Raw genomic sequence first — 26,684 nt, forward strand, 5'->3', positions numbered from 1 at the left:
TTATTTCAACGTCTTTGAAATTCTGGTGATCCAATGATAATACCCGCTACCTGTGCAAGTGTGCTGTTATTGCCAGGCACAAACGACATCGTAAAGGCTTTGCCGCTTTTGCTCATAGCCGCGCGTTCATTTTGATTGTTTTTTCTTCTGCGATTGCGATTCATCATTTGCACTTCTTCATCATCATCTGTTGTAGTATTGGCTGATGCAGCCTGATTGATTTTCTCAGCAGCATTCGCATCATTCACCAATGCTTTCAATCGCTTATTGTTTTCTTCCAAAGGACGTTCAGGTAAAAATAGTTTGCTATACACGTCTAATGCTTCATCAGCACTTTCCGGTTCTCTGTGTTGATTTAGTGCAGGTAAGTCAACTTTCACGCCCGGTATTTTTCCGCCAGCAAACGCAAGTCCAAAATTCATTCTGTTTAGGAGTGACCCCGTATTGATCCAGAAAGCCGATTTATCCGGAAATCCGGTAGGGGCCTGATAGTAATAAAATCTTTGTCCCATTCTTGTACACCATTGAAACAATTGGAATGGTTGTTGAATCTCAGCATTCGTTGCTCTCACGGCGCTAATGGCCAATTCAAATGGTGATTTGATTTTTTCTCTGAGATTAGCCTTATCCCAAAACTCATCACTACTCACCATGGCAATCATTGTTTCACGGATATTGCCATTGCTCTGCAAAAAGGCTTTCGACATTTTGTTGACGAGTGATGGTGGTGGTGTGTCGCGTACAAAACGAATAGCTAGTTTTTTACAAATAAAATTGGCAGTTGATGGATGGCTTGCCAGCATGCGAATGACATCAACTCCTTCCTGATAGCCTGCTTTTCCATCAAATGATTTACCTAAGATTGTTTTGGTGCCTTCATCGTGTTTATCTGCACGAAAGAGAAAATCACCCTCGCGTACAAAGCCTCTTTTGCTGAGATTATCCCAGCCAACACGTTCTACCAGTCTTTTAATGGCACCTGCGCCCCCCTCGTCCCGCAAGGGGTAGATTGTCCAACCCGTTAAAGCACGTGCTACTTCGGTTACATCTTTTTGTTGATAACCGCCATCAACACCCAATGTATGTAGCTCCATGATTTCACGTGCATAGTTTTCGTTTAAACCTTCTGCCTTTCTTCTTTGCATGGCAATTTGCGCGGCAGGATTACCCATACGCGCTGAATCTTCCAAGGCCTTATCAATGGCAGCTTGTCTGCGTAAAAATGCGGGGTTGCGCTGTTGTTGTTTGTTTTGTGCGTTATCATTACTTACGCTACTAGCATTGTCAAGGTACTCCAGCATTGCAGGATGTTTGGCCGTAGCTAAAAGCATATCCGCAAACTGACCTGTTACAAAAGGTCTGATGGCATCTCTTTCATAGGTAAGTACAAACTGTTGCGATTGGTTTTTGGTAAGCGACACATTGAAATGATTGAACCAGAAATCAGTCAATACCTCTTTCAATTGATTATTACTGTATGCTGCGCGAATAACTTTTTGGTTGATGAGTTGTCGGTGTAATTCAATCATTGGCTGATAACCCTTTTCTTGCATGAACTGTCTCAGCTCAGGTCTGAGCATCGCTTTTCCCAGGTCCTGGAGACTATCTCTGCTGATTACGCCGGCGCGAATGGCTGCTTGTACTACTTGATTGGGTTGTAAAAATGTATTGACAATGGTTTCATTAGAATAATTTAAAGCAGGATTGCTGCTTAATTTATCTGTAAGCATCGGGTCAGCAGCATCGCTGTTCAATTGTGCTTCAAACCAGGCTTCCAGTCCATTTTCAGCAACCTGCTGTATTTGTCCCGGTGTTGCACCAAAGGAAAACCTGCTTAATAGGTGTGCTGCAGCCTGTTCTTTCGTGAGCCCATGTTTTTTATAAGGCATTTTCCATTTTGCTGCTGGTGGCTTAATTGGTTCAATCCAAGCAGTGGCGGCCAGCAAAAGGACAATCAGAATAGTGGGTTTCATCTCTTTGGGTTGTGCGGATTTAGATGGGTTAAAGAGCCAAAGGTTTATTTAAGGTATAAAATAAAGTGTACCCAGTTTTACAAGCATACATGCAGGATGTAATAATTTCAGCTTATGAAAAGTGTACACTTGGTTCTAGGTAGCGGTGGTGCAAGAGGAATGGCGCATATTGGTGTGATTGACCAATTGCTGGAGGAAGGGTATACTATTGCATCGGTTACCGGTTGTTCCATGGGTGCTGTAGTAGGCGGCATTTATGCTGCCGGCTATCTGGATGCATATCGGGAATGGCTGCTGACGCTAAATAAAACCAATGTATTCAATCTCTTTGATTTTACTTTTACTACACAGGGTTTCGTAAAGGGCGATAAAGTATTTCAAAAAATACAGCAGATAACAGGGCATCATGAGATTGAGGATTTGGCTATTCCTTTTACGGCTGTTGCTGCCGATTTATTACATAAAAAAGAGGTACACTTTACAAAAGGTAATTTGTTCAAGGCCTTAAGGGCATCTATTGCAATACCTGGTGTGTTTACACCAGTAGTAGAAGAGCATAGTGTACTGGTTGACGGAAGTGTATTGAATCCATTGCCCATTAATCTAGTTCAGAAAAAGGAAGGTGAATTAGTATTTGCTGTAAACTTAAATGGACCTTATTTGCCTACACCGGCAAAAAAAGAAAAACCCATTGCAAAGGAAAGTAATGATGTTTGGAAATGGCTGAATAAACTGCCTTTGCCTTCATGGAATAATACTTTGAGTCAACCCAAACAAACAAAATTCTCCTTGTTCGATTTGGTGAATACCTCTTACGATTTTACACAGGACAGATTGGTTGAGATGATGATTGATGTGTATCGTCCGGATCTGGTGGTTGAAATACCAAGAAATGCCTGCGGTGTGTTTGAATTCTATCGAGCCAAAGAATTAATTGATCTGGGCCGTGCCCAATACATTAAAGCTGCAAAGCATGGATAAGTTGATTGCATGGATGAATGGGGTTTATCTGCCATTGGATGAGCTGAAGCTAGGGTATCATGATCTTGGTTTACTACGTGGCTATGCTGTATTTGATTTTATGCGCACAAAAAATCACGTGCCTGTTTTTTTGGAAGATTATCTGCATCGTTTCAGGGCATCAGCAGAAGCTTTACGTTTAGAGATACCTATTTCAGATGCAGGCTTACGCAATGTTGTTCAAAAGTTGGTGTCATTGCAGCCACAGGATGAAATGGGTATTCGTTTCCTGCTAACAGGCGGTTATAGTGATGACGCCTACACAGTACAGTCGCCCAATTTCATGATAACACCTGTACAGATTAAGCCTGTACCGAATACACTGCCCAATCCTGTTAAGATAATTACCTATCAGTATGAGCGACAATTACCTGAAGTGAAGTCTATCCATTATACAATGGGTATTCTTTTGCAGGAGCAGGTAAAAGCAGCTGGAGCATTTGATGTACTCTATTATAGTGAACAAGGCATAACTGAGTTTCCTCGATCCAATATATTTATAGTAACTAAGCAAGGTGAGCTGTGTACACCAGCACATGCAGTACTAAAAGGTGTTACCAGAAAGCGCGTGATACAGTTAGCTGGTGAACTGCTGCCTGTTCAAGAAAAAAATATTTCCTTGCAAGAATTGTATGATGCTGCCGAAATTTTTATCACCAGTACTACCAAAAAAATAATTCCAGTTACACAAGTAAATGATCATATCATTGGTGCTGGAAAGCCCGGCCCTGTTGCGTTACAGCTCTTTACACTTTTATCTGCTGCTGAGGAAGATTATGTACAGCAATTCCGTTGGTAGTCCTTTTTGAGTTTTTTAACACCTGTGCGTTAAACGTTTTGTTGTCATCAGGCATCTTAAGTACAAATCTTTCCTGAATGCAACAATGCTACCCTAAATTATCGCACATGAAAAGCAAGCAAACACTCCGTGGCATCGCCTTAATGGCATTCGCCTTCACCCTTTTTCTCGCAGCATGTAATAAAAATACATCGCTGGAGAATGCAAAAGGTCAGCAGCAATTTTCTGTTTTCTTAACAGATGGTCCTGGACTCTTTGATAATGTATTCATTGACATCCAGGCAGTGAAAGTAGTGGTAGATACCAGCAAGGATACGCGTAAGCACGATCGTTGCGATTGGGATTCTATCGGAAAGAACGATCGCCGTAAACCAGATTCTGCCGCGCTTGTATGGCAAAGTCTCAGCATCACACCAGGTGTGTATGATGTGTTGAAATTGCGTAACGGTTTGGATACCTTACTGGCAACAGCGAGTATCCCAGCAGGAACTGTTCGCCTGATTAAAATTGAACTGGGTACCAACAATTCATTGGTAAAAGACAGTGTTACCTATCCATTGAATTTCTTCCCCGGCGCGCCCAACTTTATTCTGATCAAATTGCGTGGTGGAGAGCCTGAGCAATTATCAGCAGGTAGCAGCCGTCTGTGGTTGGACTTTGATGTAGGTAAGTCAATCATCCGAATGGTCAATGGTCAGTTCTACTTGAAGCCTTTCTTAAGTCAGTTTGTTCCTTCAAAATATGCAGGCGTTAAAGGGAAGGTTGAGCCATCTGATGCAAAAGCGATTGTAAGTGTTTACAACAGCACAGATACTGCGTATGCAATTCCGAACAGAGATGGTTATTTCAAAGTTCGTGGCTTGAAAGATGGAACCTATACCGTATTTGTGAATGGTTCTAATGGTTATGGAGATACAACAATCACCAATGTGGTGGTGGCCAGACCAGCTGAAACCAATTTGGGAACCATTACCCTAAAAAAATAATGTGAGGTTTGGTGAAGTGCATAGCTGTCCCGGTAACGGGGCAGCTTTTTTATGCTGCTATACGTGCAGCTTACGGTTATATTTGCTAAAAGCCATTTGAGATGCAATTACAGCAGATTCAGCATATCTTTTTTATTGGGGTAGCAGGTACCGGTATGAGTGCCCTTGCGCAATTTCTTGCCGGAAGTGGAAAATCTGTGTCTGGTAGTGATCGATATTTCAAACCTGATGTAATCAATGATACCAGAACAAAGTTGGAGGCTGCAGGCATACAGTGTTATGAACAAGATGGTTCGGGCATTGATGCACTTACGCAATTAGTGGTTGTGTCAACAGCCGTAGAAGATTCTGTGCCTGAAGTGCAAAAGGCCAAGCAGTTAAATATTCCTATCATTAAACGATCAGCCTTGCTTGCGCTGATTGCAAAAGAAAACAAAACCATCGCTGTTGGTGGAACCAGTGGTAAGAGCACCACTACTGCCATGCTATTTGCTATTATGCAGGAAGCAGGTTACGATCCCGGTATTATTAGTGGCGCAGGTCTAGTGAGTTTAATACAACAAGGGCTAATTGGTAATGCATGGGTAGGGAAGTCGGGCTGGTTAGTAATTGAAGCAGATGAAAGTGATGGTTCTATTGTGCAATATGAGCCTTATGCCGGCTTGCTGTTGAATATTGATAAAGACCATCAGGAGATTGATCAGCTAAAAGAGATTTTCGGTGTGTTTCAACAACATGCTCAATCAATTTTCTCGGTAAACAGATCGCATCCTCTTGCTGCTGATTTCTCTGTGAATCAGGCATACGATTTTGCACTAGATCCTGTTAAGCAGGCCGGTTTCACTGCAAGTGATTTTCAACAAGAAGGCCTCACAATTCAGTTTACCATCAACGGTGTGTCTTTTAGTTTGCAAACAGTAGGCAAACACAATATGGAAAATGCTTTGGCTGCAGCAGCCATGGCTGCGAATATTGGTATTCCTTTGGAGACAGCTGCAAAGGCATTAAGCAAGTATATTGGTATTTATCGTCGTCATCAATTGCTGGCAGAAAAAAATGGCGTATGGGTAATTGATGATTATGCACACAATCCGGCAAAATGTGCAGCCTCAATTCAGGCTTGCCAAGCCATTGCGCCAAAAGTGATTGCATGGTTTCAGCCCCATGGTTATGGACCTACACGTTTTCTGCGACATGATTTTGTTCAGGAGATAGCTGCTGTACTGAGGCCAGAAGATGAAATATGGATGAGCGAGATATTCTATGCAGGTGGAACCGCTGTAAAAGACATTTCTGCCGGCGATCTAATTAATGATATTCAACAATTGGGTAAGCAGGCATACTTTGTTCCTGATCGGGCAGATTTGCTGCAAGCAATTAGGCCTCATTTGCAGGCAGCGGCAGTGATTTTATTGATGGGAGCCCGTGATCCATCATTGGAAGATTTTGCACAGGAATTGGCATCATCCTTGTAACTTAACCATCTTTGATGAAGCAACTGCTGACCATAGGATTTGTCTTTTTGTCGGTCTGCATCTACGCGCAGTTCGATTCGTCCTATATCCATAAAGCAGATACATTTTTTCTGGTCAAAAAGCCAGGCATTATTGGTAAACTGGCTCAGAATATTAGTCGGTCTAATCTGGAAGCACCTGCGCCTGCCATCAAGAACGATGAGGTCTTTGCTGCGTTTAAGGGCAAGCAAGTAAGAAATATTCAAATTATTCAGCTTGGTTTGGGCGGAAATGTCAATGCGCCACAGGAAGTTGAATTAAATGCCTTGAATAAGCTAGCGGATCGTGTTCATGCTACAACCCGCGCAGCAGTTGTGCGTAAGAATTTATTTTTCACAGAGGGAGATACCATTCGTCCTGATCTGATGGCAGATAATGAAAGACATCTGCGTGAACAGCCCTTTGTGCAAGATGCATTATTGAAACTGAGTATCGTGCCGGGTATGCCGGAGTATGTAGACGTACTGGTCATTGTAAAAGATGTGTTTTCACTTGGAGTGAGTGCCAATATCGGTAGCCCCGAAGATGGTGAACTCGTTATTACAGAAGAGAATCTTTTTGGTAGCGGCGATCAATTATCGATACGAACTTTATATGAAGCGAAGCGTGCAGACACATGGGGCTTTGGTGGATCTTACACCAAAAGAAATATCGCGGGCAGCTTTACTGATTTCTCGATTGGCTTTCAGACGTATCGCCCGGCTTTTAATACAGGCAAGCGTAATGAAGATTACAGATTTATCCGCTTATCCAAGTCGCTTGTGAACCCATACATGACTTTTACCTATGCATTAGAAGTGGGCAAGCAGCAGACCAATAATATGTATCTATCCGATTCGGCATATTTTGCTGATGCAAGATATGATGCCAACGTTGTGGATGCATGGGCTGGTTATAACCTGGGAACAAAAAATTATTTTAAGAAAAATAGTGGTAGCCGTTTCAGGCATTTTCTTGCTGCAAGAGGATTTTACAGACATTTTGTTCAGGTGCCAGATAAGTTTCAGAATATATACAATTATCAATATGCAGACTTACGCGGTGGTTTGGTAACTGTTTCTGCGTTTAGGCAAGACTTTTTCAAAGCGCGTTACGTGTATGGCTTTGGTAGAAACGAAGACGTTCCGGAAGGTGTGAATGTAGCCATTACGGGTGGTTATACCGATAAGGAGCAAAGATTAAGGGCCTACTTGGGGCTGGATTTTCAACGCTTTTATTTCAAGACGCGTGGCGATTATTTCAATTTCGCATTTCGCGCCAGCACCTATCTGCACAAAGCCGATCCTGAGGATGTTGCTGTGTTGGCAAGTCTGGATTATTTTTCCAAATTGTATCAACGTGGTGGACGTTGGATGCAAAGAAATTTTCTGCACTTTAGTGCTGCGGGTCAGTATCGCACCTTACTCAATGAGCCTTTGTATATCAACAATGTATTTGGTTTAGCTGAGTTTCGCAGGGGCGATATCCAGGCTGCAGCAAGACTAACAACAAGAGCCGAGTCTGTTTTTTATAACAGTTGGTCTTTCTATGGTTTTCGTTTTGCACCTTTTGTATTTGGTGGTTTTTCCTTGTTGAAACCAATTGGTACAGGTTGGGGTAAGAGCGATGGCTTCACATCTATAGGCGGTGGGGTGAAATCTCGTAATGAAAATTTGGTCTTTGGTACCATGGAGCTGCGTATGTTTTATTTTCCCAGAGTTATCGGAGGTATGAACCGTTTCAGGATTGATTTCAATACAGATCTCCGCTTCCGATTTATCAGTCAGTTCATTAAGCGCCCAGATTTCATGTCCGTTAATCAATAATTGTTTTGTGCTTTTATTGAAAAAACCAACATTTGGCTTACAATAATGCACCATGACAGGAAAAAAGCAGGCCGCCCTGGGATTTATTTTCGTGACCTTACTGATTGATGTAACCGGCTTTGGACTCATCATTCCTGTAATGCCAAAATTGATTGAAGAGCTTATTCATGGTAATGTGAGTGATGCATCTCGTTATGGTGGCTGGCTGGGTTTCGCCTATGCCATCATGCAATTCATTTTTGCGCCAGTGATTGGTAACCTCAGTGATAAATATGGAAGGCGCTCGGTACTCTTGTTCTCCTTGTTTGGTTTTGGTATTGATTATATTCTCTTATCCTTTGCGCCAACTATTACTTGGTTGTTCATCGGAAGAATGATTGCAGGTATTACAGGCGCAAGTTTTACAACTGCTACCGCTTATATCGCAGACATCAGTTCTCCTGAAGACCGGGCAAAGAATTTTGGCATGGTAGGTGCTGCTTTTGGTGTGGGCTTTATCATTGGTCCGGTTCTGGGTGGTTTTCTGGGCCAAATTGGTACACGTGTTCCATTTTATGTATCTGCTGTACTCTGCTTACTGAACTGGTTGTACGGTTATTTCATTCTGCCTGAGTCGCTTCCTAAAGAAAAAAGAAGACCATTTGAATGGAGGCGTGCTAATCCGCTGGGCTCATTGTTGTTGTTGCGTAGATATAGTGGCGTAAGTGCTTTGGTTGGTTCGTTGGTGTTGATTTATATCGCAGCACATGCTGTACAAAGTACCTGGAGTTTCTTTACGATTGAGAAGTTTCATTGGTCAGAGAAACTGATTGGTTTATCGCTAGGCTTGGTAGGTGTTTTGGTGGGAGCTGTGCAAGGCGGATTGATTAGATATGTAAACCCTAGATTGGGAAATGAACGCAGTGTCTATATTGGGCTGCTATTGTACGCACTTGGAATGTTATTGTTTGGTCTTGCTTCATCCAGTTGGATGTTATTTGTCTTCCTGGTACCTTATTGTCTTGGTGGTATTGCGGGTCCTGCATTACAGGCCATTATTACCGGACATGTACCGCAAAATGAACAGGGAGAATTGCAAGGTGCATTAACCAGCTTGATGAGTGCTACGTCCATTATCGGGCCTCCACTCATGACCAATCTTTTCGCCTTCTTTACCAGTACAGCAGCCCCTGTCTATTTTCCTGGAGCACCTTTTATACTAGGTGCAGTGCTTATGCTCGCTAGTGCAGTTATTGCATATTTCGCCTTAGTGCATGAGAAAGAACTAGGCAAGGCCTGATAATTGTCATTGCAGGTAAGGCTCAAATGCTGTTGCTTAGTAGAAAACCTGAGCTATGAAAGCAGTACGACAGCTTGCCACTACCATTCAGTTATTGATTGGTGCTTTTGGCCTATATACAGGCTTTTTACTAATCAGCGATCCTACGGGAAGAAGATTGGATTTGTCCACTTCCTGGTTACAGCATACACCATTTTCAGATTATCAGCTACCCGGCTGGATTTTTTCAATTGGTATTGGTTTGCTGAGTTTGGCAGCGGCTGTGTTCACTGCTTATAAGCAGCAGGGATATCGCAGCATGATGCTGATAGACGCCTGTCTGGTTGTTTTATTGAATATGGCTGCATTTTGGGTTTTGTCTGAACAGTTTGGTTGGCAATGGGTGGTGATTTTTCTCTCCGTTGTTTTATGCTTACTGGCATATGTACTGAATCGCCCAGCGCCAATGCCTGCAGGGCAGAAGCTTGCTGCTAGCTCTGTAAAATCAGGGAAAACGCACCATTTTCATAAACACCGGAAGCGGGGTCATTAAGCCCATATTTACAGACTTGAAGTGCTGTTAATCAGGCAATTTTTGCGCCTGAAAAACGTTTTGTACAAGTAAATCAAGATTTTGACGGCAAATCAGTTTGAATGGGAAATTAAGCCGGATCAGGGATGGTTCAGATTCGGGCTGAAAGAGCTTTTTTATAAAAAAGGCCTGATACTCCGTTTTGTGCGTCGCGATCTACTTGCCAGCTATCAGCAAACTTTGATTGGTCCTTTATGGATAGTGTTACAACCTTTGCTGGCCACATTGGTCTATGTCATCATTTTCAGCAGGGTAGCCAGATTGTCAACCGATGGTACACCTCCATTGTTGTTTTATTTATCAGGCTATATCATCTGGAATTTTTTCTCCGATTGCCTCAATGGTACGATGTACACATTCATCTTCAATGCGCATATTTTCAATAAAGTATATTTCCCAAGATTGATCATTCCGTTTAGTGCGGTGATCACTGCATCTGTGAGAGGGTTAATGCAATGCCTGTTTTTTTTAATACTGCTTGGGTTTTACCAAGGGAGCTTTCCGCAAATAAGTATTAGTGTATACGGCATACTATGGTTAATTTTCTTTTTGTTAATGATTGCATTTTTTGCAGTGGGTATAGGATTGATCATTAGTGTATTAACTGCGCGATACAGAGATATAGATAACCTGATTCAGTTTGCCCTGCGCCTTTTCATGTTTGCTGCACCTGTTGTTTATCCTGCATCCATGATTCCGCAGGAATATCAGGTGCTGTTTCGCCTTAACCCCTTGACAACTGCCATTGAAGGATTTAGAGCTGTGTTTCTCACCGGACAGGCTATTGATATGCATTGGGTTTGGATCAGTGTGCTGATGGTAAGCATGATTTGTTTTGTCGGTATTACCATATTCAAAAAGCTGGAGATTAAAGTGTTGGATACCTTATAGTACTATGTCGCGTATTATTTTAAAAGCAGAAGGGTTGTCAAAATACTATCGCCTGGGAACTTGGGGAACAGGTTCATTTAAGCGTGATTTTTTTCAATTGTTTCGATCCGCGCAGCGAAGTGAGCAAAATGGTATTTGGGCTTTGCAAGATGTGAATTTTGAAGTACGCGCTGGGGAAGTCGTCGGTTTTGTGGGTAAGAATGGAGCAGGTAAATCATCCTTGTTGAAAATCTTATCCAGAATCAGTCTGCCCACCAAGGGTAGTATCAAGGGAAACGGACGTATTGCCAGTTTGTTGGAAGTGGGTACTGGCTTTCATGGTGATTTAACCGGGCGAGAGAATATTTTTCTGAACGGACAAATACTTGGGCTGAATGCACAACAAGTAAAAGATCGCTTCGATGCCATCGTAGACTTTTCTGGTGTGCCTGATGCATTTCTGGATACTCCTGTAAAACGCTATTCCAGCGGAATGTATGTGCGACTGGCATTTGCAGTAGCAGCGCATCTCGATCCAGATATTTTGATTGTGGATGAAGTACTCGCAGTTGGTGATACCGAGTTTCAGAAGAAATGTTTGGCTAAGATGAATAGTATTGCTCGCGAAGAGGGTAAGACCATTTTATTTGTAAGCCATAACCTGCAAACCATCCGCAATCTTTGTAATAGAGCATTTTGTTTTCATAAGGGCAAATTGGTGGATGAAGGTGATCCGGATGATGTGATTACCAATTACCTGAAAAGAGAGCAGGTGCAGTTTCTTGAGCAACATTATCCTTCACCAGATCAAGCTCCCGGCAATCAATTATTCAGGATTGCATCAGTATCGGTGATGCCTGTTTATCAACAAGACAAAGAGATTATCGATACAACCACCCCTTTGAATATTCACTTTGGTGCTTGGTATCTGCCGGATTATACAAGTAGTATACACGCAAGCATACAGTTGTTTACACTGGATGGTGTTTGTGTTTTTGAATTATTGTCTAATCCATTTGATACAGTGGCTTCTGCCATAGAAGGGCGTTGTACTATCCCTGGACATTTTCTTAACGACGGCTCTTATTACCTTACCGTAAATTTTTATGCTAACCAGCAACTGGCTTATGCATTTGAAGCTTGTGTTTCTTTTGATGTGTCAGATAATGGAGCTGCACCGGAATGGTATGGTAAATGGATGGGGCAGGTACATCCTGATTTTTCCTTGATTCTTCAACAACAAGTCAGACACTGATATGGCATTCAAGCCTTATCATATACATCACGTGCAGCTCTTAGAAGCAGGCGAATTATCTATTCCCAAGCATGAGTCGGCCTATTTGTTGTTCTGGTGGAAGCAGGTGCCGCTTGGGCATATCTGGTATGAAGCAGGACAGTCAAGACCGGATATTGAGCAAGTCATAAACGCAGTATCGTCAGCATTGGACTATCATGCTGCCATAAAGCAAACAGGAGCAGATTGGCGTTCTATGCTCCGACAAAATCAGACCACAGCACTAAGCTTATTATTAGACACTTTATTACCTGATAAACATACAAGCAAGCGGGAATCTTTGTCTGTTGTTGTGTGTACCCGTAACAGGCCTGTGCAACTGGCAACTTGCATCAGACAAATATTGGCTTGTACGGATCAAGACTTTGAATTAATTATTGTTGACAATGCACCGGATGATACTGCAAGCCAAAATATAGTGGCGCAGTTCCCTGGTGTTCGTTATGTACTGGAACCCCGCAAGGGCTTGGATATTGCGCGAAACACAGGTGCTCAGGCCGCTGTAGGGGATATCATTGCGTATACAGATGATGATGTGCTGGTGCCTAATAACTGGATAACCAAATTGCGTGAAGCTTTTCATCATCCGCAAATCATGGCTGTTACAGGTTTGGTCATTCCGCATGCACTCAAGACAAAAGCGCAATTCATATTTGAAAAGCAGTGGGGATTTAATAAAGGCTATAAGCCTGTTTTATTTGATCGAAACTATTTTCTAGCCAAACTGCCCTATGGTGTTCCGGTATGGGATATTGGCGCTGGTGCCAATATGGCTTTTCGTAAAGCAGCTTTTCAATTGGCAGGGTATTTTGATGAGCGACTGGATGTTGGTGCTTCAGGTTGTAGTGGCGATTCTGAAATGTGGTATCGAATACTTGCTGAGGGGTGGGCTTGTTATTATGATCCTGCTTTGTATGTATCGCATCAGCATAGAGATACGATGGAGAGCTTATCTAAACAGCTCTTTAGTTATATGCGCGGTCAGGTGAGTTCACTATTGATTCAACATGAGCGTTACGGACATGAAGGCAATCTCAAGCGTGTCTTTAAATACATACCTGAATTTTATCTCAAGCGAATTTGGAAGATATTGAGTTTTCAGGTTCGGGAAAATCCCTTTCTACTTTGGCAGGAGATCAGTGGCGCTTATTCGGGATGGCGTTTTTTTCAGGAACACAAAGGCAAATTGCAAAATGATCCACTGCTTTTCCCTGAACAATTAAGTACACCTGCCGAAGTAAAGCCGGACAGTTTGGTCTCCGTGATAATTCCTTGTTTCAATCAAGGAAGGTTTTTGCAGTCAGCTATCGATAGCGTATTAAGGCAAACCTATGCGCATATTGAAATTATTGTGGTAAATGATGGATCCACAGACAATACTTCTGAAGTATGTGCAGCATACCCACAGGTAAAGTATGTGTCAATACCTAATGCCGGCGTGAGTATTGCCAGAAATATTGGTGTGGCGCATAGTAGAGGCGATTATTTGGTCTTTTTGGATGCAGATGATCTTTTGTATGAAAACGCCATTGAACTGAATCTGTATTTCTTTACGTATTACAGAGATGCAGTGATGGTTTGCGGAGGATATACACCAATCAATGAAGCTAATGAAGATATTGATGGGCATATATGCAATACGAAAACAACTCATTTCTTTGATGATTTATTGCTTGGTAATTTTATTGGATTACAGTCTGTGGCAATGTATAGGAGGGCAGTCTTTTTTGCGTTTGCCTATGATAGTCAACTGAGTGGAAGCGAAGATTATGATTTGTATCTGCGGATAGCGCAACATTATCCTGCGTATCAGCATGATCGCCTGATTGCGCGTTACCGAAAACATGGGCAAAGCGCTTCAACAAATACATTGCTTATGTTTGAAACAGTGCAAAAAGTATATGCGAAGTTAATGCCTACTTTGAGTGAAGCGCAGCTTGTCCTAGCTGAACAGGGTAAAGATCATTGGAAAAAATATTATCAGATTAATGCAACAGCAGACTAGAACGCCACAACAGCCGCCAGTGATTGCACCTGTTGAAGCAGGTGTGCACCGACCATTATTCTCGGTAATGATACCTGCTTATAACTGCATTGAATATCTCGGTCATACCATTCAATCTGTATTGTCGCAGGCTTTGCCAGAGGCAGAAATGCAGATTGAAGTAATTGATGATGCTAGCACAGACGGTGATGTTGCTGCGTTGATAGCAAATATTGGTAAAGGAAGGGTTGGCTATTATCGTCAGGCTGAAAATAGTGGAAGTCTGCGCAATTTTGAAACATGTATTAATCGCGCAAAAGGGCATTATGTCCACATATTGCATGGGGATGATTTTGTGGTGGATGGATTTTATCGCGTGATAGCATCCTTGTTTGATGAACACCCCACAGTTGGAGCTGCGTTTACTGATTTTATATACGTAGATGAAGAAAGTAAGGAACTCTGGGTAGAAAAGCCATTATCAACTGAGACTGGAGTTTTAGATAATTGGCTGGAAAAAATTGCAGTAGGTCAACGTGTGCAGCCGCCTGCTATGGTGGTGAAGCGATCTGTGTATGAACAATTGGGCAGTTTTTTTGGTGTTCACTATGGAGAGGATTGGGAAATGTGGGTAAGGATTGCTGCTTACTATGATGTAGCACATTCGCCTAAGTATCTTGCCCGTTATCGTATTCACACAAGCAATATCACCAGCAGGTCTTTCCTGAGCGGACAAAATATTCGTGATATCAATCAGGTTATTAAGACAATCGCTCATTATCTGCCTGCTGATATTCGTGACTATCTGAGTGATCAGGCAAGGAGAAACTTTTCTATTTACTTTGCGAAGATTTCACATAAAGTGTATCACCATTATAAAGACCCCAAAGCAGCATTGGTACAGGCGAAAGGTGCCTGGAATATGCACCATAATTGGGAAACATTCCAATGGGTGTTTAAATTGTATATCAAATACCTGATCAGGTATAAAATGCATTGATGTGTCACTGATTTCTGTTATCATACCAACCTGCAATCGTCATCAGCAACTCAGTTACTGTTTAGCATCGCTTGCGCCGAAAGTGCAGCAAGCTGATACAGCCTTGTATGAAGTGATTGTGAGCGATGATGGACATGATTCAGCTGAGCATCTGGTATCAAGCGACTTTCCTTTCGCCAAATGGGTGAAAGGGCCTGCTACTGGTCCGGCCGCAAACAGAAATCGTGGCGCTGCCGCAGCAACAGGTCAGTGGTTGGTCTTTATAGACGATGATTGCATGGCATACAATAACCTGATTCAGACATATGCTAAATTGTTCCAGTCAATCAGTGACGATATTGGTGCAGTAGAAGGTGCTGTTGTGGGTACTGAACTTCGAACTCGCTATGATCAACAGGCGCCCATTAATATTGATGGTGGTAATTTTTGGTCGGCCAATATTGCAGTGCGCAAGACATTATTTGATCAAATTGGTGGTTTTGATGAAGCTTTCGTTATTCCCTGTCTCGAAGATGAGGATATCTATATCAGGCTGATGCAGCAAAGCAAAGTATTATTTATGCGTGATGCGGTTGTTATTCATCCATGGAGAATAGGTACAATTGAAAACAGGTTTCAGGCAATCATTGGAGCACATGCTTATTTCTATCGAAAGCACCAGCAACAAAGCATGATTGATCGCCTTCAAAGAAGCTACATATTTCTGCGAGAGTTTGCGAGAAACACCTATCACATATTCAAGTACCGTTTCAAAGGAGGTAATGCTTATCCATATCAAGTATATTTATACTGGAAGCTTATTTTCGTCTGATATGAAGCAAATCATTGCCATTTTATTACTCACCTTATCTAATGCTTGTACAACTATGCAGCAGCCATCCAATACACATGCATTTCGGCTTAAGCCTGGGCAGGATTTGCTGAAATCTATTCAGGAGTACGTTGTACAGCATCATATTGAAGCAGGTTGGGTTGCATCCTCAGTGGGTAGCCTCACCGATTACCATATCCGATTTGCCAATCAGGAAACCGGCGCAAAAGGTAGTGGGCATTTTGAAATTTTGAGTCTTAATGGTACGGTATCTATTAACGGGAGTCATTTGCATATCACTATAGCCGATAGTACAGGAAAGACCATTGGTGGGCATCTACTGGAGGGCTGTACTGTTTACACAACCGCAGAAATGGTGATTCAGACTTCCTCGAAACATGTTTTTGAAAGAGCTGTTGATGGATCAACACCCTGGAAGGAATTACAAATCAAGACAAAAGAATAAAAAAGCCCCGACAGAATCTTCGGGGCTTTTTCATGCTATTTCGCATTCTTTACATATTTCTCTAACCACTGGTGTTGTTCCCACAACATGTGCAACAGGTTTTCCTTGCCTCTATAGCCATGCGCTTCGTAAGGCAGTACAATATAGCGTGATGTGCCACCATGACCTTTAATGGCATTGTAGAAACGCTCACTTTGGATAGGGAAGGTACCCTGATTATCATCCATCTCGCCGTGTATCAACAAAATGGGTGTTTTGATTTTATTGGCATAGCTGAACGGACTCATATCGAAATATAAGTTTGGCGCTTGCCAGTAGGTTCTGTCTTCGTTCTGGAAACCAAATGGAGTCAGTGAACGGTTGTAGGCACCGCTGCGGGCAATACCTGCTTTGAATAAGTTGGTGTGTGAGAGTAAGTGTGCAGTCATGAAAGCGCCATAGCTATGTCCGCCAACAGCTACACGATTCTTATCACCAACACCAAGTTCTGCCAATTTATTGATCGCTGCTTCTGCATTCAATTTCAGCTGCTGAATGAAATCATCATTTGGTTTTTTATCAGCACTGGTCGCTACGATAGGCATTTCTGCATTGTCTAATACCGCATAACCTTGCGTTACCCAGAATACTGGTCCGCCCCAACTGATTGTCGTAAAGCGATCCTTAGAGCCTCTCACCTGAGCAGCATCAGCAGCAGAGTTGAACTCTCTTGGATAAGCCCACATGAAAACAGGCAGTGGGCCGTCTTTTTTGGGATCATATCCTTTAGGTAAGTATAAATCGCCAGTTAGGTCAACACCATCCGCACGCTTATACTTGATTTTTTCTTTGGTAATACCTTCTAATGCAGGATATGGATTGCTGAAGTTTGTTAATGCTCTGTCAGCAATTCTTGCTTTCAAATCCTTGATATAGTAATTGGGTACATCTTTTTGCGTTTCTCTTCTGGTAACCAGTGTTAATCTATCCGCATCCAGAATATCCACGATAGACTCAAACTGTCCCTCCGCGCAGCGCCAGATGATCTCACTTTGCTTGGTTGTTAAATCAAATTTTGCCAAGAAAGGCAGATCGCCTTTAGGAGATGAACCGGTATTGTTGATCATCAGCAGCTTGCTGCCATTTTCAACAGGGGTTACTACTGATCTGCCCCATTTATTTCTGGAAGTATAAGGTTGACCAGGATCGCTGTATGCATCTGTTGTAGCTCTTTCCAACATCAGCTCCAACGCACCAGTAGATGGGTTATACTTATGGATACGTGCCCTTTGTCTGCCGGATAAGCCTTCGCTTACTAAAGCCAAGGATTCATTACCCCAGTTGATACCACGGAAGCGCCACTGTGTTTTGAAGAGTTCTTTGGCTTCACCAGTGAAAGGTGCACTGAGTGCATACACTGCATCATGGAATTCTACCTTGCTTCTGATCATGCCGCTGTCCAAAGGCTTGCACCATGTAATGGTTGCAGGTGCATCATCGCGCCAGTCGAAACCACGCACTACATCTTGTACATTGTCAAATCCTGAAGGTGCACCTTCGCCTGAAGGCAACTCGGCCAATACTTTTACAGTTTTGCCATTCATGTCTGTAATACTTACCGTAGAAGGAAACTGTTGTGCAGGCACTAGATAAGAGAATGGCTTACGGATAGTGCGTACCATCATATAATTTTTATCAGGAGAAACACTGGTCATGGTATACAATGCAGGTTTACCAATCTTGGTTTCAACACCATTCACATTCTTGACAAGCTGTGCGGTAGCGAGGAATTCAAAAAACTGCTCATCGTAAGGACTCTTGATCAAGTCTTGATAGGTTCTAATAGGCGCTGCTTTGCCATAGTTCTCCTGCATGGCTGGTCCTTTTGGTGTAATCGGACGCTTTGGTGCTGCAGAAGCAGGTTGTAATGTAGTTTTATACAAGAGTGTATTGTCATCAACCCAAGAATAAGCACCACCCAATACGGTATTCAATGGTTGTTGGTTTACTTTTTTTGCTGTTTGAGTAGCAACATCGATAACATATAAGTCAACACGACTGCCAGTTGAATTCGTGAATGCGATCTTGGTTTGAGAAGGGTTCCAGGATGGCTGACTAGCCAACATGCCAGCAGGCAATCCTTTTACTTGTATAGTAGTATTCTCCTTGATATTTTTCAGCGAGAAATTGTTGATGTAAGTCTGTCTGCTGGGAGAAAAGTTCATGGGATTAATACGCAGACCTGCAATTCGTGCTTCGGGCTGTCCCAATTCTTCCACTGTTGGATAGCTGTTTCTTTCTATCAACAACATCCAGTGTGCTTTGTCGTCAATGCTTACAGCAGGCGTTGGTTTGGCTAATAACAAATCTGATATTACCTGTGGAGGTGTTTGATAACCGATAGCATCCTGTGCAAATGCACCCATGCTGATCAATCCGAACATCCATACAGTAAGTAAACGGGGAATGCGTCTCATGGCAATTAATTTAAGTTGTGGAAGATAAGTACTGTTCCTTGCGCACCGAAACCACTGATAAAATTTTGTGGGTAAGCTATTTCACCTATTTTTGTGGCATGTTCAATCAGGCACATATCCATCATCATCATATCTTACCCAAGCGGTAGGCCGATGCTGTATGCGTATCTGATTGTATCACAGGGCTTACCAATGGTGAGCCCTATTTTTTTACGTTCAATCGAACACTATGCGCAATGAACAGGTAAAACTCAGACTGGCTATTCAGAAATCAGGTCGTTTACACGATGATTCTATTCGTTTGTTGAAGGAATGTGGGGTGGATATCTCAAATGGAGTAAACAAGTTGAAGGCAGAGGCGAGCAATTTTCCGCTGGAGCTTTTCTTCCTGCGTGATGATGATATTCCTCAATACGTGGAAGATGGTGTTGCAGATATTGGTTTTGTTGGAGAGAATGTAGTGTATGAAAAGCAGAAGAAAGTAGCTGTTGCAGAAAATCTGGGCTTTGGCAAATGCCGATTGAGCATAGCTGTAAGAAAAGGGGAAGCTTATCCTAATGTGCAATACCTGGAGGGTAAGAAGATTGCCACTTCTTATCCGGTGATCACCCAAGCTTTTTTGAAAGAGCAAGGTGTTAGCGCTGAAATCCATGAAATCAGTGGTAGCGTAGAAATTGCGCCAGGGATTGGATTGGCCGATGCTATTTGTGATTTAGTGAGCAGTGGTTCTACCTTGTTCATGAATGGATTGAAAGAAGTGGAAACAATTCTGCAATCTCAAGCAGTATTGATCAAGAATCAACAACTTACTGAAGCGCAGGAACAGCTGCTGGCCCGACTCATATTCCGTATGCAGGCTGTGAAGAAAGCGAAAAACAATAAATACATCTTGCTGAATGCGCCTAATGAGAACCTCCAGCAGATTATTTCGTTATTACCCGGTATGAAGAGCCCTACTGTATTGCCTTTGGCTGAGCCCGGCTGGAGTAGTGTACACAGCGTGTTGAACGAAAATGAATTCTGGGATATTATTGAGCAATTGAAAGCGGCAGGTGCACAAGGTATTTTGGTGGTGCCGATTGAAAAAATGATCATCTAGTTGTATGAAAATATTTGAACAGCCAAAGCAGCAAGAATGGGCTTCCATCCTCGCAAGACCTGTGATGGATGATACGGCTTTGCGTGCTACCGTGCGCACAGTATTGGATGATGTGCGTGCAAGAGGAGATGAAGCAATCATTGAATACACAGAAAAATTTGATGGTGTTCTCCTAAAAGATTTTGCGTTTGATGAGAATGAATTGATTGAAGCCGAAGCGGCTTTATCACATGAGTTGAAAACAGCGATTCAAACAGCAGCAGAAAATATCACCACTTTCCACCAAGCGCAATTACAAGCACCATCTGTAATAGAAACTATGCCAGGTGTGCGTTGTTGGCGTAAATCAGTAGGCATTGAAACAGTGGGCATCTATATTCCTGGTGGTACAGCACCTTTGTTCTCTACCGTATTGATGCTGGGTATTCCTGCGCACTTAGCAGGATGTAAAAGAATCGTGCTTTGTTCTCCGCCAGATAAGAACGGGCAGCTACACCCAGCGATCATTTATGCTGCCAAGTTGGTAGGTGTAACACATATCTACAAGATTGGTGGTGTACAAGCGATTGCGGCAATGGCTTATGGCACCAGAACTGTACCTAAAGTGTATAAGATTTTTGGTCCAGGTAATCAATATGTCACTTGTGCCAAACAATTAGTTCAGATGGAAGGTTTGGCTATTGATATGCCTGCAGGCCCTAGTGAAGTTTGTGTACTTGCAGATGCCAGTGCCAATCCGGATTTTGTGGCTGCTGATTTATTAAGTCAGGCAGAACATGGTGCGGATAGTCAGGTATTATTGGTGTCTAACGATCAGCAGATGATACCACGTGTACTAGATGCTGTAGCCAAGCAATTGGAAGCATTGCCTAGAAAAGCATTGGCTGCAAAAGCATTGGAGCATAGCAGAGCAGTGTATCTGCCAGATATTGAAGAAGCTATCGCCTTGGTGAATGCTTATGCAGCTGAGCACCTGATTATAGCGATGGACAATGCAGCAGAAGTTGCAGAACAGATTGTGAATGCAGGTTCTGTTTTCATTGGTCATTATTCACCTGAGAGTGTGGGCGACTATGCCAGTGGTACCAACCATACTTTACCGACCAATGGTTTTGCGCATGCCTATAGCGGTGTGAGTGTAGATGCTTTTGTGAAGAAGATTACGTATCAGCAGTTGAGTCAGCAAGGCTTGAACAATATTGCTGAAACAGTGCGATTAATGGCAGAAGCAGAAGGTTTGGATGCGCATGCGAGAGCGGTGATTATTAGAAGACAGCATTTAGAAGCTAGTAGTTAGCTTTTCATATAAATTAATTTTCAATGAGTGTTACTTCAACAAAGAGCTTTCGAGAGTTAATTGTATGGCAAAAAGCACATCAATTTGTGCTTGCCGTATATACTATGACAAAGAATTTTCCAAAAGAAGAGCAGTTTGTGCTGGTTCCTCAATTTAGAAAGGCTGCAATCTCAATCGCTGCAAATATTGCTGAAGGATATAAAAAGAAAACAAAGCCAGAGAAGATGCGGTTTTTTAATATTGCTCAAGGCTCTATTGAAGAGTGTACTTACTTTATGATACTCGCAAAGGATCTTGCTTATACTGTTGATGATCATCAAATGCATTTATTGGAAGAGGTGTCCAAAATGCTGGAAGTGTATATTCAAAAAATGCAAAGTAGTAGTATTGGCTAGCTTCTAACTACTAACTTCTAAATTCTTTACCATGAGATTCGATCTACATAAATTAACTAGACCTAATATTAAACAGCTCACTCCGTATTCGTCTGCTCGTGACGAATTCTCCGGCGAAGCAAAAGTATTCCTCGATGCCAATGAGAATAGTCTGGGCTCGCCATTGCCAAAATGGTATAACCGTTATCCCGATCCGCATCAGCAGCAGGTAAAAGTGGCGCTAAGCCAGATAAAAGGTATTGATGCAAAGCATATTTTTCTGGGTAATGGCAGCGATGAGTGTATTGATATTTTATTCCGCTGCTTTTGTGAGCCAGGTAAAGATAATGTGGTGATTTGTCCGCCCACTTATGGCATGTATGAAGTAAGTGCCAACATCAATGACGTGGAAGTAAGAAAGGCGCCGCTGTTACCAGATTTTCAATTGAATCTCGCACACCTGGAACAACTGACAGATGCCAATACCAAAATCATCTGGCTCTGCTCGCCCAATAATCCAACAGGTAATGCATTGAACAGAACGGATATTGAAACGGTGCTGAATAATTTTAGCGGTATTGTGGTGATTGATGAAGCGTATATCAACTTTTCAAGACAGAAAAGCTTTGTGCAGGAACTCACGGAATATCCCAATCTGGTGGTACTGCAAACATTGAGTAAAGCATGGGGTTTAGCGGCATTGCGTTTGGGTATGGCTTTCGCTTCAGAAGAGATTATTGAGGTGATGAATAAAGTGAAGCCACCTTATAATATCAATCAAGCTACGCAAGACCTAGTGCTGAAAGCATTGGAAGAAGTAGGGCAGGTGAATGATATGATCAAGGAATTGGTGGCTATGCGCGAGGCTTTGAAAGAAGTGTTTGAGCAAATGCCGACAGTGGAAACGGTATATCCATCTGATGCCAATTTTTTGCTCGTGAAAATAGCAGAAGCAAGAAAAGTGTACGAATTCCTGTTGACCAAGGGTATTGTATTGCGCGATAGAAGCAATGTGCAATTATGTGAAGACTGTCTCCGCATCACCATTGGTACTGAAAAAGAGAATACAATCTTGGTGGATGCTCTGGTGGAATGGCTGGCAACAAAAGGATTTGTAGCAGAATAAGTAATTTGTGACCCCTTAAATAAAGCAAATGAGAAAAATTATCGTATCACTGATTAGTCTAATCACTTTGCAGGCATCTGCACAGCAGGCAGATATTCAATTGCCTAAAGGATTTGCTATCACCAATATTACCAAAGACAAGGGCCGTGTGCGCCATATTGCTGTACACAATAACGGTGATCTGTATTTGAAATTAGAAAACCTGCGTTACGGCAAAGGCATTCTTCGCCTGCGTGATGCCGATAAAGATGGGGTGTATGAAGACACACTAGCTTTCGGTAACTATATTGGCACAGGTATTGCCTTGTACAAGAATTATCTCTACGCATCTTCTAACTCGGCTGTGTTTCGTTATCAGTTAGATGCAGCGAATAATATTATCAATCCTGACCAGCCAGAGCGTGTGGTGTATGGATTGGTCGACAAACGCCAGCACGCATCAAAGTCAATAGCTATTGATCCTAAAGGGAACTTGTACGTGAATATTGGTGCGCCTTCCAATGTTTGTCAGGAGCGCGATCGAATGCAAGGTTCTAAAGGCATGATGCCTTGTCCGATTTTGGATTCAGCTGGCGGTATTTGGAAATTCCGTGCTGATAAATTGGAGCAGAGCTATGCGGAAGGGGTTCGCTATGCAACTGGTTTGCGCAATGTAGTAGGGTTGGACTGGAATACGGAAGTGAATGAATTATTTGTGACGGTACACGGTCGCGATATGTTGTATCAACATTTCCCTGAACTCTATGATGCAAAAGCGGGTGCTGAATTACCTGCAGAAACCTTTTACATGGTGAAGCAGGGCGATAACGCCGGCTGGCCTTATGTGTATTGGGATCCATTCCAGAATAAGAAAATTCTTTCACCAGAATATGGAGGCGACGGTAAAAAAGAAGGTGCGCCAGATGCGATCAAACCTTTGGTGGGTTTTCCCGGTCATTTAGCACCAAACGCTTTGTTATTCTATACAGGTAATCAGTTTCCTGAGAAATATCGTAACGGTGCATTCATCGCCTTTCATGGTAGTTGGAATAGAAATCCACAAGTACAGGAAGGTTTCTATGTGGTATTTGTGCCAATGAAAAATGGTCAACCTACAGGCGATTGGGAAATCTTTGCTGACGGTTTTACTGGAAAGGGTAAAGTGTCTAATCCAAGAGATGCTATGCATCGCCCTTGCGGATTGGCAATGGGTCCTGATGGTTCGCTCTATGTATCAGATGATGCTAAGGGCTATGTTTGGAAAATCAGTTATTCAGCAAAATAAATTCGTCTAATGCGCAAGTTGATTGTTGTTTTAAGTCTGCTTACAATTGGTATTGTATTCCAAAGTATGCAAACGCCGAATGCAGCCAGCATTACAAGAGGTAAAGCATTGTATGCACAATATTGTATGTCGTGCCACCAGGCAGATGGCGCAGGCGCGCCTCGAATGACGCCGCCACTGGGTAAAACAGATTATGTAACTGGCGATAAAGCAAGATTGATTGGTATCGTGTTGAAAGGATTGAATGAACCTTTGGAAGTGAATGGTGAAGAGTATTTTAATCCCATGGCATCATTTGCACACATGAACGATCAGCAAATTGCTGATGTACTTACTTATATCAGAAACAGTTTTGGTAACAAAGCATCTGCTATCACACCTGCTGAGGTAAAAGCCCAGCGTGCTAAAATCAAGTAATGAAACCTGTATTGTTTATAGACAGAGATGGTGTTGTACTGCAGGAACCACCAACAGATTTTCAAGTAGATAGTCTGGAGAAAACCAGCTTTGTGCCCAGTGCCATCAGTACCCTCGCAGCTATTGCTGCGGATATGGATTATTACAAAGTGATGGTGACCAATCAAGATGGATTGGGTACGGCTTCCTATCCTGAAGAAGCATTTTGGCCTTATCATAACTTGATGACGCGAACACTGGAAGGCGAAGGGTTTGTGTTTGATGAAATGATCATCGATAGAACTTTTGCTGTCGACAATGCTCCAACACGCAAACCAGGTACAGGATTACTGCAGCATTTCTTCGATCAAGAAAAGTTTGATCTGGCCAACTCATACGTCATTGGTGATCGCTGGTCTGATATTCAACTGGCGAAAAACCTTGGTTGCAAGGCGATTTATTTCGTTTCAGAATTACACCCTCTGTCGGATGAACATCGCACAGCATTTGCAGATGTGATTGCTTTTGAAACCAATGACTGGAAAGCGGTCTATAGTTTCCTCAAACTTGGTTTACGTAAAGTAGCACACGAGCGCAATACACATGAAACCCAAATTCATGTGTCGTTGAATCTGGATGGCAGCGGCCGCTCAGCAATACAAACCGGATTAGGTTTCTTTGACCACATGCTCGATCAGATTGCCCGTCATGGTAAGTTAGACCTCAACATCACCACCAAAGGTGATCTGCATATTGATGAACACCACACCATTGAAGACACTGGCATTGCTTTAGGAGAAGCATTCGCCAAAGCACTAAGCGATAAACGTGGCATGGAGCGCTATGGATTTGCTTTGCCTATGGATGAAGCGGAAGCCAAAGTGCTGATTGATTTTGGTGGACGCAATTGGTTGGTTTGGGATGCCGAATTCAAGCGCGAGAAAATTGGTGAAATGCCTACGGAAATGTTTTTCCATTTCTTCAAGTCTTTCAGCGATGCTGCCAAATGCAATCTGAATATCAGCTGCAAAGGCGATAATGAGCACCACAAGATTGAAGCTATCTTCAAAGCATTTGCAAAAGCCATCCGCATGGCGGTAAAACGTGACCCTTTCAGCAACCATTTGCCCAGTACCAAGGGGGTGCTTTAAACACAGTGGTTGTAAAAATGGGGGTTGATTGGGCCTGAAAGCGCTAAAAATGCCGCAATTTGTGCCCGTAAAATCAACTGCAATGAAGTTACCCCTAACGATGGGCCTGCTGATGCTATCGGGCTTACTGTATGCGCAAACTGACACAAGCGCCCCTGCTTTTCAGTTTGAAGACATTGATAAAACACCGGTAAAGCGTTTTGCCACACAGAAAATTCCCAGTGCAATCCCCAACAGATTCATTTCTATTGGTTACGAGTTTCAGGGTGCTGCTGAGTATAGCAATCCCAGTTTAAGAATTAATCCCAATACGGTGAATCTGGCTTCGGCTGGTGGTTTGCGTATCGCAGTAAACAATCCGGTGATCTCCAAGAACAACCTCATCATCAACCTGGGTGCCACTTACTGGCGCACTGGCTATCGTGCAGATAATCCCAATACCTTGGATCTGACACAACAGCTTGGTAGTTATGGCATGCACAGTGCCGGATTGAATGCAACCATTTTCAAGCCTTTGAATGAAAAACGTTTTCTCTTGTTTCAGGTTACGGGTGATGCCAACTTGATTACAGATGATTTTAAAAAAGCTGACATGCGTGCTGTTACGGTGAGTGGAACAGCTATTTACGGATGGAAACCCAATGAAGACCTGATGTGGGGTATAGGTGTAGCCAGAACCTATCGCATGGGCCGTGTATTGCATATTCCGGTGCTGATGTATAACCGCAACTTCAACGAGCGTTGGGGTGTGGAAGCAATTTTTCCTGCACGTGTACAATTCAGAAGAAACTTCAGCCCTAAATCTATGATACATATGGGCTATGAGTTGGAAGGTAACCAGTATGCCAAGTATAGTGGTGGACATACGCATTTTGTGCAACGAGGCGAAATCAAGCCACGAATTACTTGGGAAAGAAGCTTATCCGGTTTCTGGTGGATCAGCCTGCAAGCTGGTTTACGTGCGAATGGCCGTTTCGTAGAAGTGAGCAAATATGATGGTAAAGAAAAAGATGAACTGTATAAACCAAGTTTTGCCAATACATTCTTCTTTAATGTGAGCTTGAATTTGGTGAGTTTGTAATGAACCTAATGCATACAAAAATCCCCTCTTGTCAATAGGAGGGGATTTTTTATTTCGTACTTACTACT

At 42.6% G+C, this 26,684-nt stretch carries 23 protein-coding genes; 21 read left to right on the forward strand and 2 right to left on the reverse strand.

Going from position 1 to position 26,684, the window contains the following annotated elements:
* Positions 1 to 5 precede the first annotated feature (5 nt).
* On the reverse strand, positions 6 to 1,973 hold the full coding sequence (locus J0L83_01055) for a DUF1800 domain-containing protein (protein MBN8663134.1): 1,968 nt from the start codon (positions 1,971 to 1,973) through the stop codon (positions 6 to 8).
* Between the two features lie 114 nt (positions 1,974 to 2,087).
* On the opposite strand from J0L83_01055, the gene J0L83_01060 reads away from it, so the two are divergent.
* The 13 genes from J0L83_01060 (at position 2,088) to J0L83_01120 (ending at position 16,372) form a co-directional block, all read left to right on the forward strand.
* Positions 2,088 to 2,954, forward strand: coding sequence for a patatin-like phospholipase family protein (locus J0L83_01060; protein ID MBN8663135.1), 867 nt, complete (start codon positions 2,088 to 2,090; stop codon positions 2,952 to 2,954).
* On the forward strand, positions 2,947 to 3,792 hold the full coding sequence (locus J0L83_01065) for an aminotransferase class IV family protein (protein MBN8663136.1): 846 nt from the start codon (positions 2,947 to 2,949) through the stop codon (positions 3,790 to 3,792). The genes J0L83_01060 and J0L83_01065 overlap by 8 nt, the downstream gene beginning before the upstream one ends.
* Before the next feature lie 107 nt (positions 3,793 to 3,899).
* Positions 3,900 to 4,778 carry a DUF4382 domain-containing protein gene (locus J0L83_01070; GenBank protein MBN8663137.1) on the forward strand — a complete coding sequence of 293 codons (879 nt, stop codon included), beginning with the start codon at positions 3,900 to 3,902 and terminating at the stop codon, positions 4,776 to 4,778.
* Positions 4,779 to 4,879: 101 nt separating this feature from the next.
* Positions 4,880 to 6,253 (forward strand): UDP-N-acetylmuramate--alanine ligase, encoded by a 1,374-nt coding sequence (locus tag J0L83_01075; protein ID MBN8663138.1) that lies wholly within the window; start codon positions 4,880 to 4,882, stop codon positions 6,251 to 6,253.
* Positions 6,254 to 6,267: 14 nt separating this feature from the next.
* Positions 6,268 to 8,097, forward strand: a complete 1,830-nt coding sequence (locus tag J0L83_01080) for a hypothetical protein (protein ID MBN8663139.1) — start codon at positions 6,268 to 6,270, stop codon at positions 8,095 to 8,097.
* Positions 8,098 to 8,149: 52 nt separating this feature from the next.
* The gene (locus J0L83_01085; GenBank protein MBN8663140.1) at positions 8,150 to 9,376 is read left to right on the forward strand and encodes a TCR/Tet family MFS transporter; all 1,227 of its coding nucleotides are present in this window, start codon (positions 8,150 to 8,152) and stop codon (positions 9,374 to 9,376) included.
* A 55-nt stretch (positions 9,377 to 9,431) separates the two neighbouring features.
* A complete protein-coding gene (locus J0L83_01090) occupies positions 9,432 to 9,908 on the forward strand; it encodes a hypothetical protein (protein ID MBN8663141.1) in 477 nt (158 codons plus the stop codon).
* 81 nt (positions 9,909 to 9,989) lie between these two features.
* Positions 9,990 to 10,838 (forward strand): ABC transporter permease, encoded by an 849-nt coding sequence (locus tag J0L83_01095; GenBank protein MBN8663142.1) that lies wholly within the window; start codon positions 9,990 to 9,992, stop codon positions 10,836 to 10,838.
* 4 nt (positions 10,839 to 10,842) lie between these two features.
* Positions 10,843 to 12,072 carry an ATP-binding cassette domain-containing protein gene (locus J0L83_01100; protein ID MBN8663143.1) on the forward strand — a complete coding sequence of 410 codons (1,230 nt, stop codon included), beginning with the start codon at positions 10,843 to 10,845 and terminating at the stop codon, positions 12,070 to 12,072.
* A gap of 1 nt (position 12,073) precedes the next feature.
* Complete coding sequence (locus J0L83_01105) at positions 12,074 to 14,116, forward strand: glycosyltransferase family 2 protein (GenBank protein MBN8663144.1); 2,043 nt, start codon at positions 12,074 to 12,076, stop codon at positions 14,114 to 14,116.
* Positions 14,100 to 15,095: a glycosyltransferase gene (locus J0L83_01110; GenBank protein MBN8663145.1), complete on the forward strand. Its 996-nt coding sequence runs from the start codon at positions 14,100 to 14,102 to the stop codon at positions 15,093 to 15,095. The genes J0L83_01105 and J0L83_01110 overlap by 17 nt, the downstream gene beginning before the upstream one ends.
* A 1-nt stretch (position 15,096) precedes the next feature.
* The gene (locus tag J0L83_01115) at positions 15,097 to 15,906 is read left to right on the forward strand and encodes a glycosyltransferase family 2 protein (GenBank protein ID MBN8663146.1); all 810 of its coding nucleotides are present in this window, start codon (positions 15,097 to 15,099) and stop codon (positions 15,904 to 15,906) included.
* A 1-nt stretch (position 15,907) separates the two neighbouring features.
* Positions 15,908 to 16,372, forward strand: a complete 465-nt coding sequence (locus J0L83_01120) for a DNA-binding protein (GenBank protein MBN8663147.1) — start codon at positions 15,908 to 15,910, stop codon at positions 16,370 to 16,372.
* A gap of 35 nt (positions 16,373 to 16,407) precedes the next feature.
* On the opposite strand, the gene J0L83_01125 is transcribed toward J0L83_01120, so the two are convergent.
* Positions 16,408 to 18,828 carry a prolyl oligopeptidase family serine peptidase gene (locus J0L83_01125; protein MBN8663148.1) on the reverse strand — a complete coding sequence of 807 codons (2,421 nt, stop codon included), beginning with the start codon at positions 18,826 to 18,828 and terminating at the stop codon, positions 16,408 to 16,410.
* A 229-nt stretch (positions 18,829 to 19,057) separates the two neighbouring features.
* Here J0L83_01125 and J0L83_01130 point away from each other — a divergent pair, with 229 nt between their 5' ends.
* The 8 genes from J0L83_01130 (at position 19,058) to J0L83_01165 (ending at position 26,616) form a co-directional block, all read left to right on the forward strand.
* Entirely contained in the window at positions 19,058 to 19,927 is an 870-nt protein-coding gene (locus J0L83_01130; GenBank protein MBN8663149.1) for an ATP phosphoribosyltransferase, read from the forward strand.
* Between the two features lie 4 nt (positions 19,928 to 19,931).
* On the forward strand, positions 19,932 to 21,224 hold the full coding sequence (gene hisD, locus J0L83_01135; GenBank protein ID MBN8663150.1) for a histidinol dehydrogenase: 1,293 nt from the start codon (positions 19,932 to 19,934) through the stop codon (positions 21,222 to 21,224).
* A 23-nt stretch (positions 21,225 to 21,247) separates the two neighbouring features.
* A complete protein-coding gene (locus J0L83_01140; GenBank protein MBN8663151.1) occupies positions 21,248 to 21,619 on the forward strand; it encodes a four helix bundle protein in 372 nt (123 codons plus the stop codon).
* Positions 21,620 to 21,650: 31 nt separating this feature from the next.
* Positions 21,651 to 22,724, forward strand: a complete 1,074-nt coding sequence (gene hisC / locus J0L83_01145; protein ID MBN8663152.1) for a histidinol-phosphate transaminase — start codon at positions 21,651 to 21,653, stop codon at positions 22,722 to 22,724.
* A gap of 28 nt (positions 22,725 to 22,752) precedes the next feature.
* Entirely contained in the window at positions 22,753 to 23,988 is a 1,236-nt protein-coding gene (locus tag J0L83_01150; protein ID MBN8663153.1) for a PQQ-dependent sugar dehydrogenase, read from the forward strand.
* Positions 23,989 to 23,997: 9 nt separating this feature from the next.
* The gene (locus tag J0L83_01155) at positions 23,998 to 24,405 is read left to right on the forward strand and encodes a cytochrome c (GenBank protein ID MBN8663154.1); all 408 of its coding nucleotides are present in this window, start codon (positions 23,998 to 24,000) and stop codon (positions 24,403 to 24,405) included.
* Positions 24,405 to 25,535 carry a bifunctional histidinol-phosphatase/imidazoleglycerol-phosphate dehydratase HisB gene (gene hisB / locus J0L83_01160; protein ID MBN8663155.1) on the forward strand — a complete coding sequence of 377 codons (1,131 nt, stop codon included), beginning with the start codon at positions 24,405 to 24,407 and terminating at the stop codon, positions 25,533 to 25,535. Before J0L83_01155 ends, hisB begins: the two co-directional genes overlap by 1 nt.
* Before the next feature lie 82 nt (positions 25,536 to 25,617).
* On the forward strand, positions 25,618 to 26,616 hold the full coding sequence (locus tag J0L83_01165; protein MBN8663156.1) for a hypothetical protein: 999 nt from the start codon (positions 25,618 to 25,620) through the stop codon (positions 26,614 to 26,616).
* The last annotated feature ends 68 nt before the right edge of the window (positions 26,617 to 26,684 follow it).

The sequence above is a fragment of the Chitinophagales bacterium genome, from assembly GCA_017303835.1.
Lineage (GTDB): Bacteria > Bacteroidota > Bacteroidia > Chitinophagales > Chitinophagaceae > JAFLBI01.

Bases quoted from the DNA above. Each gene is read 5' to 3' on its own strand.
- J0L83_01055 (MBN8663134.1), bottom strand. From the start codon at position 1,973: ATGAAACCCACTATTCTGATTGTCCTTTTGCTGGCCGCCACTGCTTGG.
- J0L83_01060 (MBN8663135.1), top strand. From the start codon at position 2,088: ATGAAAAGTGTACACTTGGTTCTAGGTAGCGGTGGTGCAAGAGGAATG.
- J0L83_01065 (MBN8663136.1), top strand. From the start codon at position 2,947: ATGGATAAGTTGATTGCATGGATGAATGGGGTTTATCTGCCATTGGAT.
- J0L83_01070 (MBN8663137.1), top strand. From the start codon at position 3,900: ATGAAAAGCAAGCAAACACTCCGTGGCATCGCCTTAATGGCATTCGCC.
- J0L83_01075 (MBN8663138.1), top strand. From the start codon at position 4,880: ATGCAATTACAGCAGATTCAGCATATCTTTTTTATTGGGGTAGCAGGT.
- J0L83_01080 (MBN8663139.1), top strand. From the start codon at position 6,268: ATGAAGCAACTGCTGACCATAGGATTTGTCTTTTTGTCGGTCTGCATC.
- J0L83_01085 (MBN8663140.1), top strand. From the start codon at position 8,150: ATGACAGGAAAAAAGCAGGCCGCCCTGGGATTTATTTTCGTGACCTTA.
- J0L83_01090 (MBN8663141.1), top strand. From the start codon at position 9,432: ATGAAAGCAGTACGACAGCTTGCCACTACCATTCAGTTATTGATTGGT.
- J0L83_01100 (MBN8663143.1), top strand. From the start codon at position 10,843: ATGTCGCGTATTATTTTAAAAGCAGAAGGGTTGTCAAAATACTATCGC.
- J0L83_01105 (MBN8663144.1), top strand. From the start codon at position 12,074: ATGGCATTCAAGCCTTATCATATACATCACGTGCAGCTCTTAGAAGCA.
- J0L83_01110 (MBN8663145.1), top strand. From the start codon at position 14,100: ATGCAACAGCAGACTAGAACGCCACAACAGCCGCCAGTGATTGCACCT.
- J0L83_01120 (MBN8663147.1), top strand. From the start codon at position 15,908: ATGAAGCAAATCATTGCCATTTTATTACTCACCTTATCTAATGCTTGT.
- J0L83_01125 (MBN8663148.1), bottom strand. From the start codon at position 18,828: ATGAGACGCATTCCCCGTTTACTTACTGTATGGATGTTCGGATTGATC.
- J0L83_01130 (MBN8663149.1), top strand. From the start codon at position 19,058: ATGCGCAATGAACAGGTAAAACTCAGACTGGCTATTCAGAAATCAGGT.
- hisD (MBN8663150.1), top strand. From the start codon at position 19,932: ATGAAAATATTTGAACAGCCAAAGCAGCAAGAATGGGCTTCCATCCTC.
- J0L83_01140 (MBN8663151.1), top strand. From the start codon at position 21,248: ATGAGTGTTACTTCAACAAAGAGCTTTCGAGAGTTAATTGTATGGCAA.
- hisC (MBN8663152.1), top strand. From the start codon at position 21,651: ATGAGATTCGATCTACATAAATTAACTAGACCTAATATTAAACAGCTC.
- J0L83_01150 (MBN8663153.1), top strand. From the start codon at position 22,753: ATGAGAAAAATTATCGTATCACTGATTAGTCTAATCACTTTGCAGGCA.
- J0L83_01155 (MBN8663154.1), top strand. From the start codon at position 23,998: ATGCGCAAGTTGATTGTTGTTTTAAGTCTGCTTACAATTGGTATTGTA.
- hisB (MBN8663155.1), top strand. From the start codon at position 24,405: ATGAAACCTGTATTGTTTATAGACAGAGATGGTGTTGTACTGCAGGAA.
- J0L83_01165 (MBN8663156.1), top strand. From the start codon at position 25,618: ATGAAGTTACCCCTAACGATGGGCCTGCTGATGCTATCGGGCTTACTG.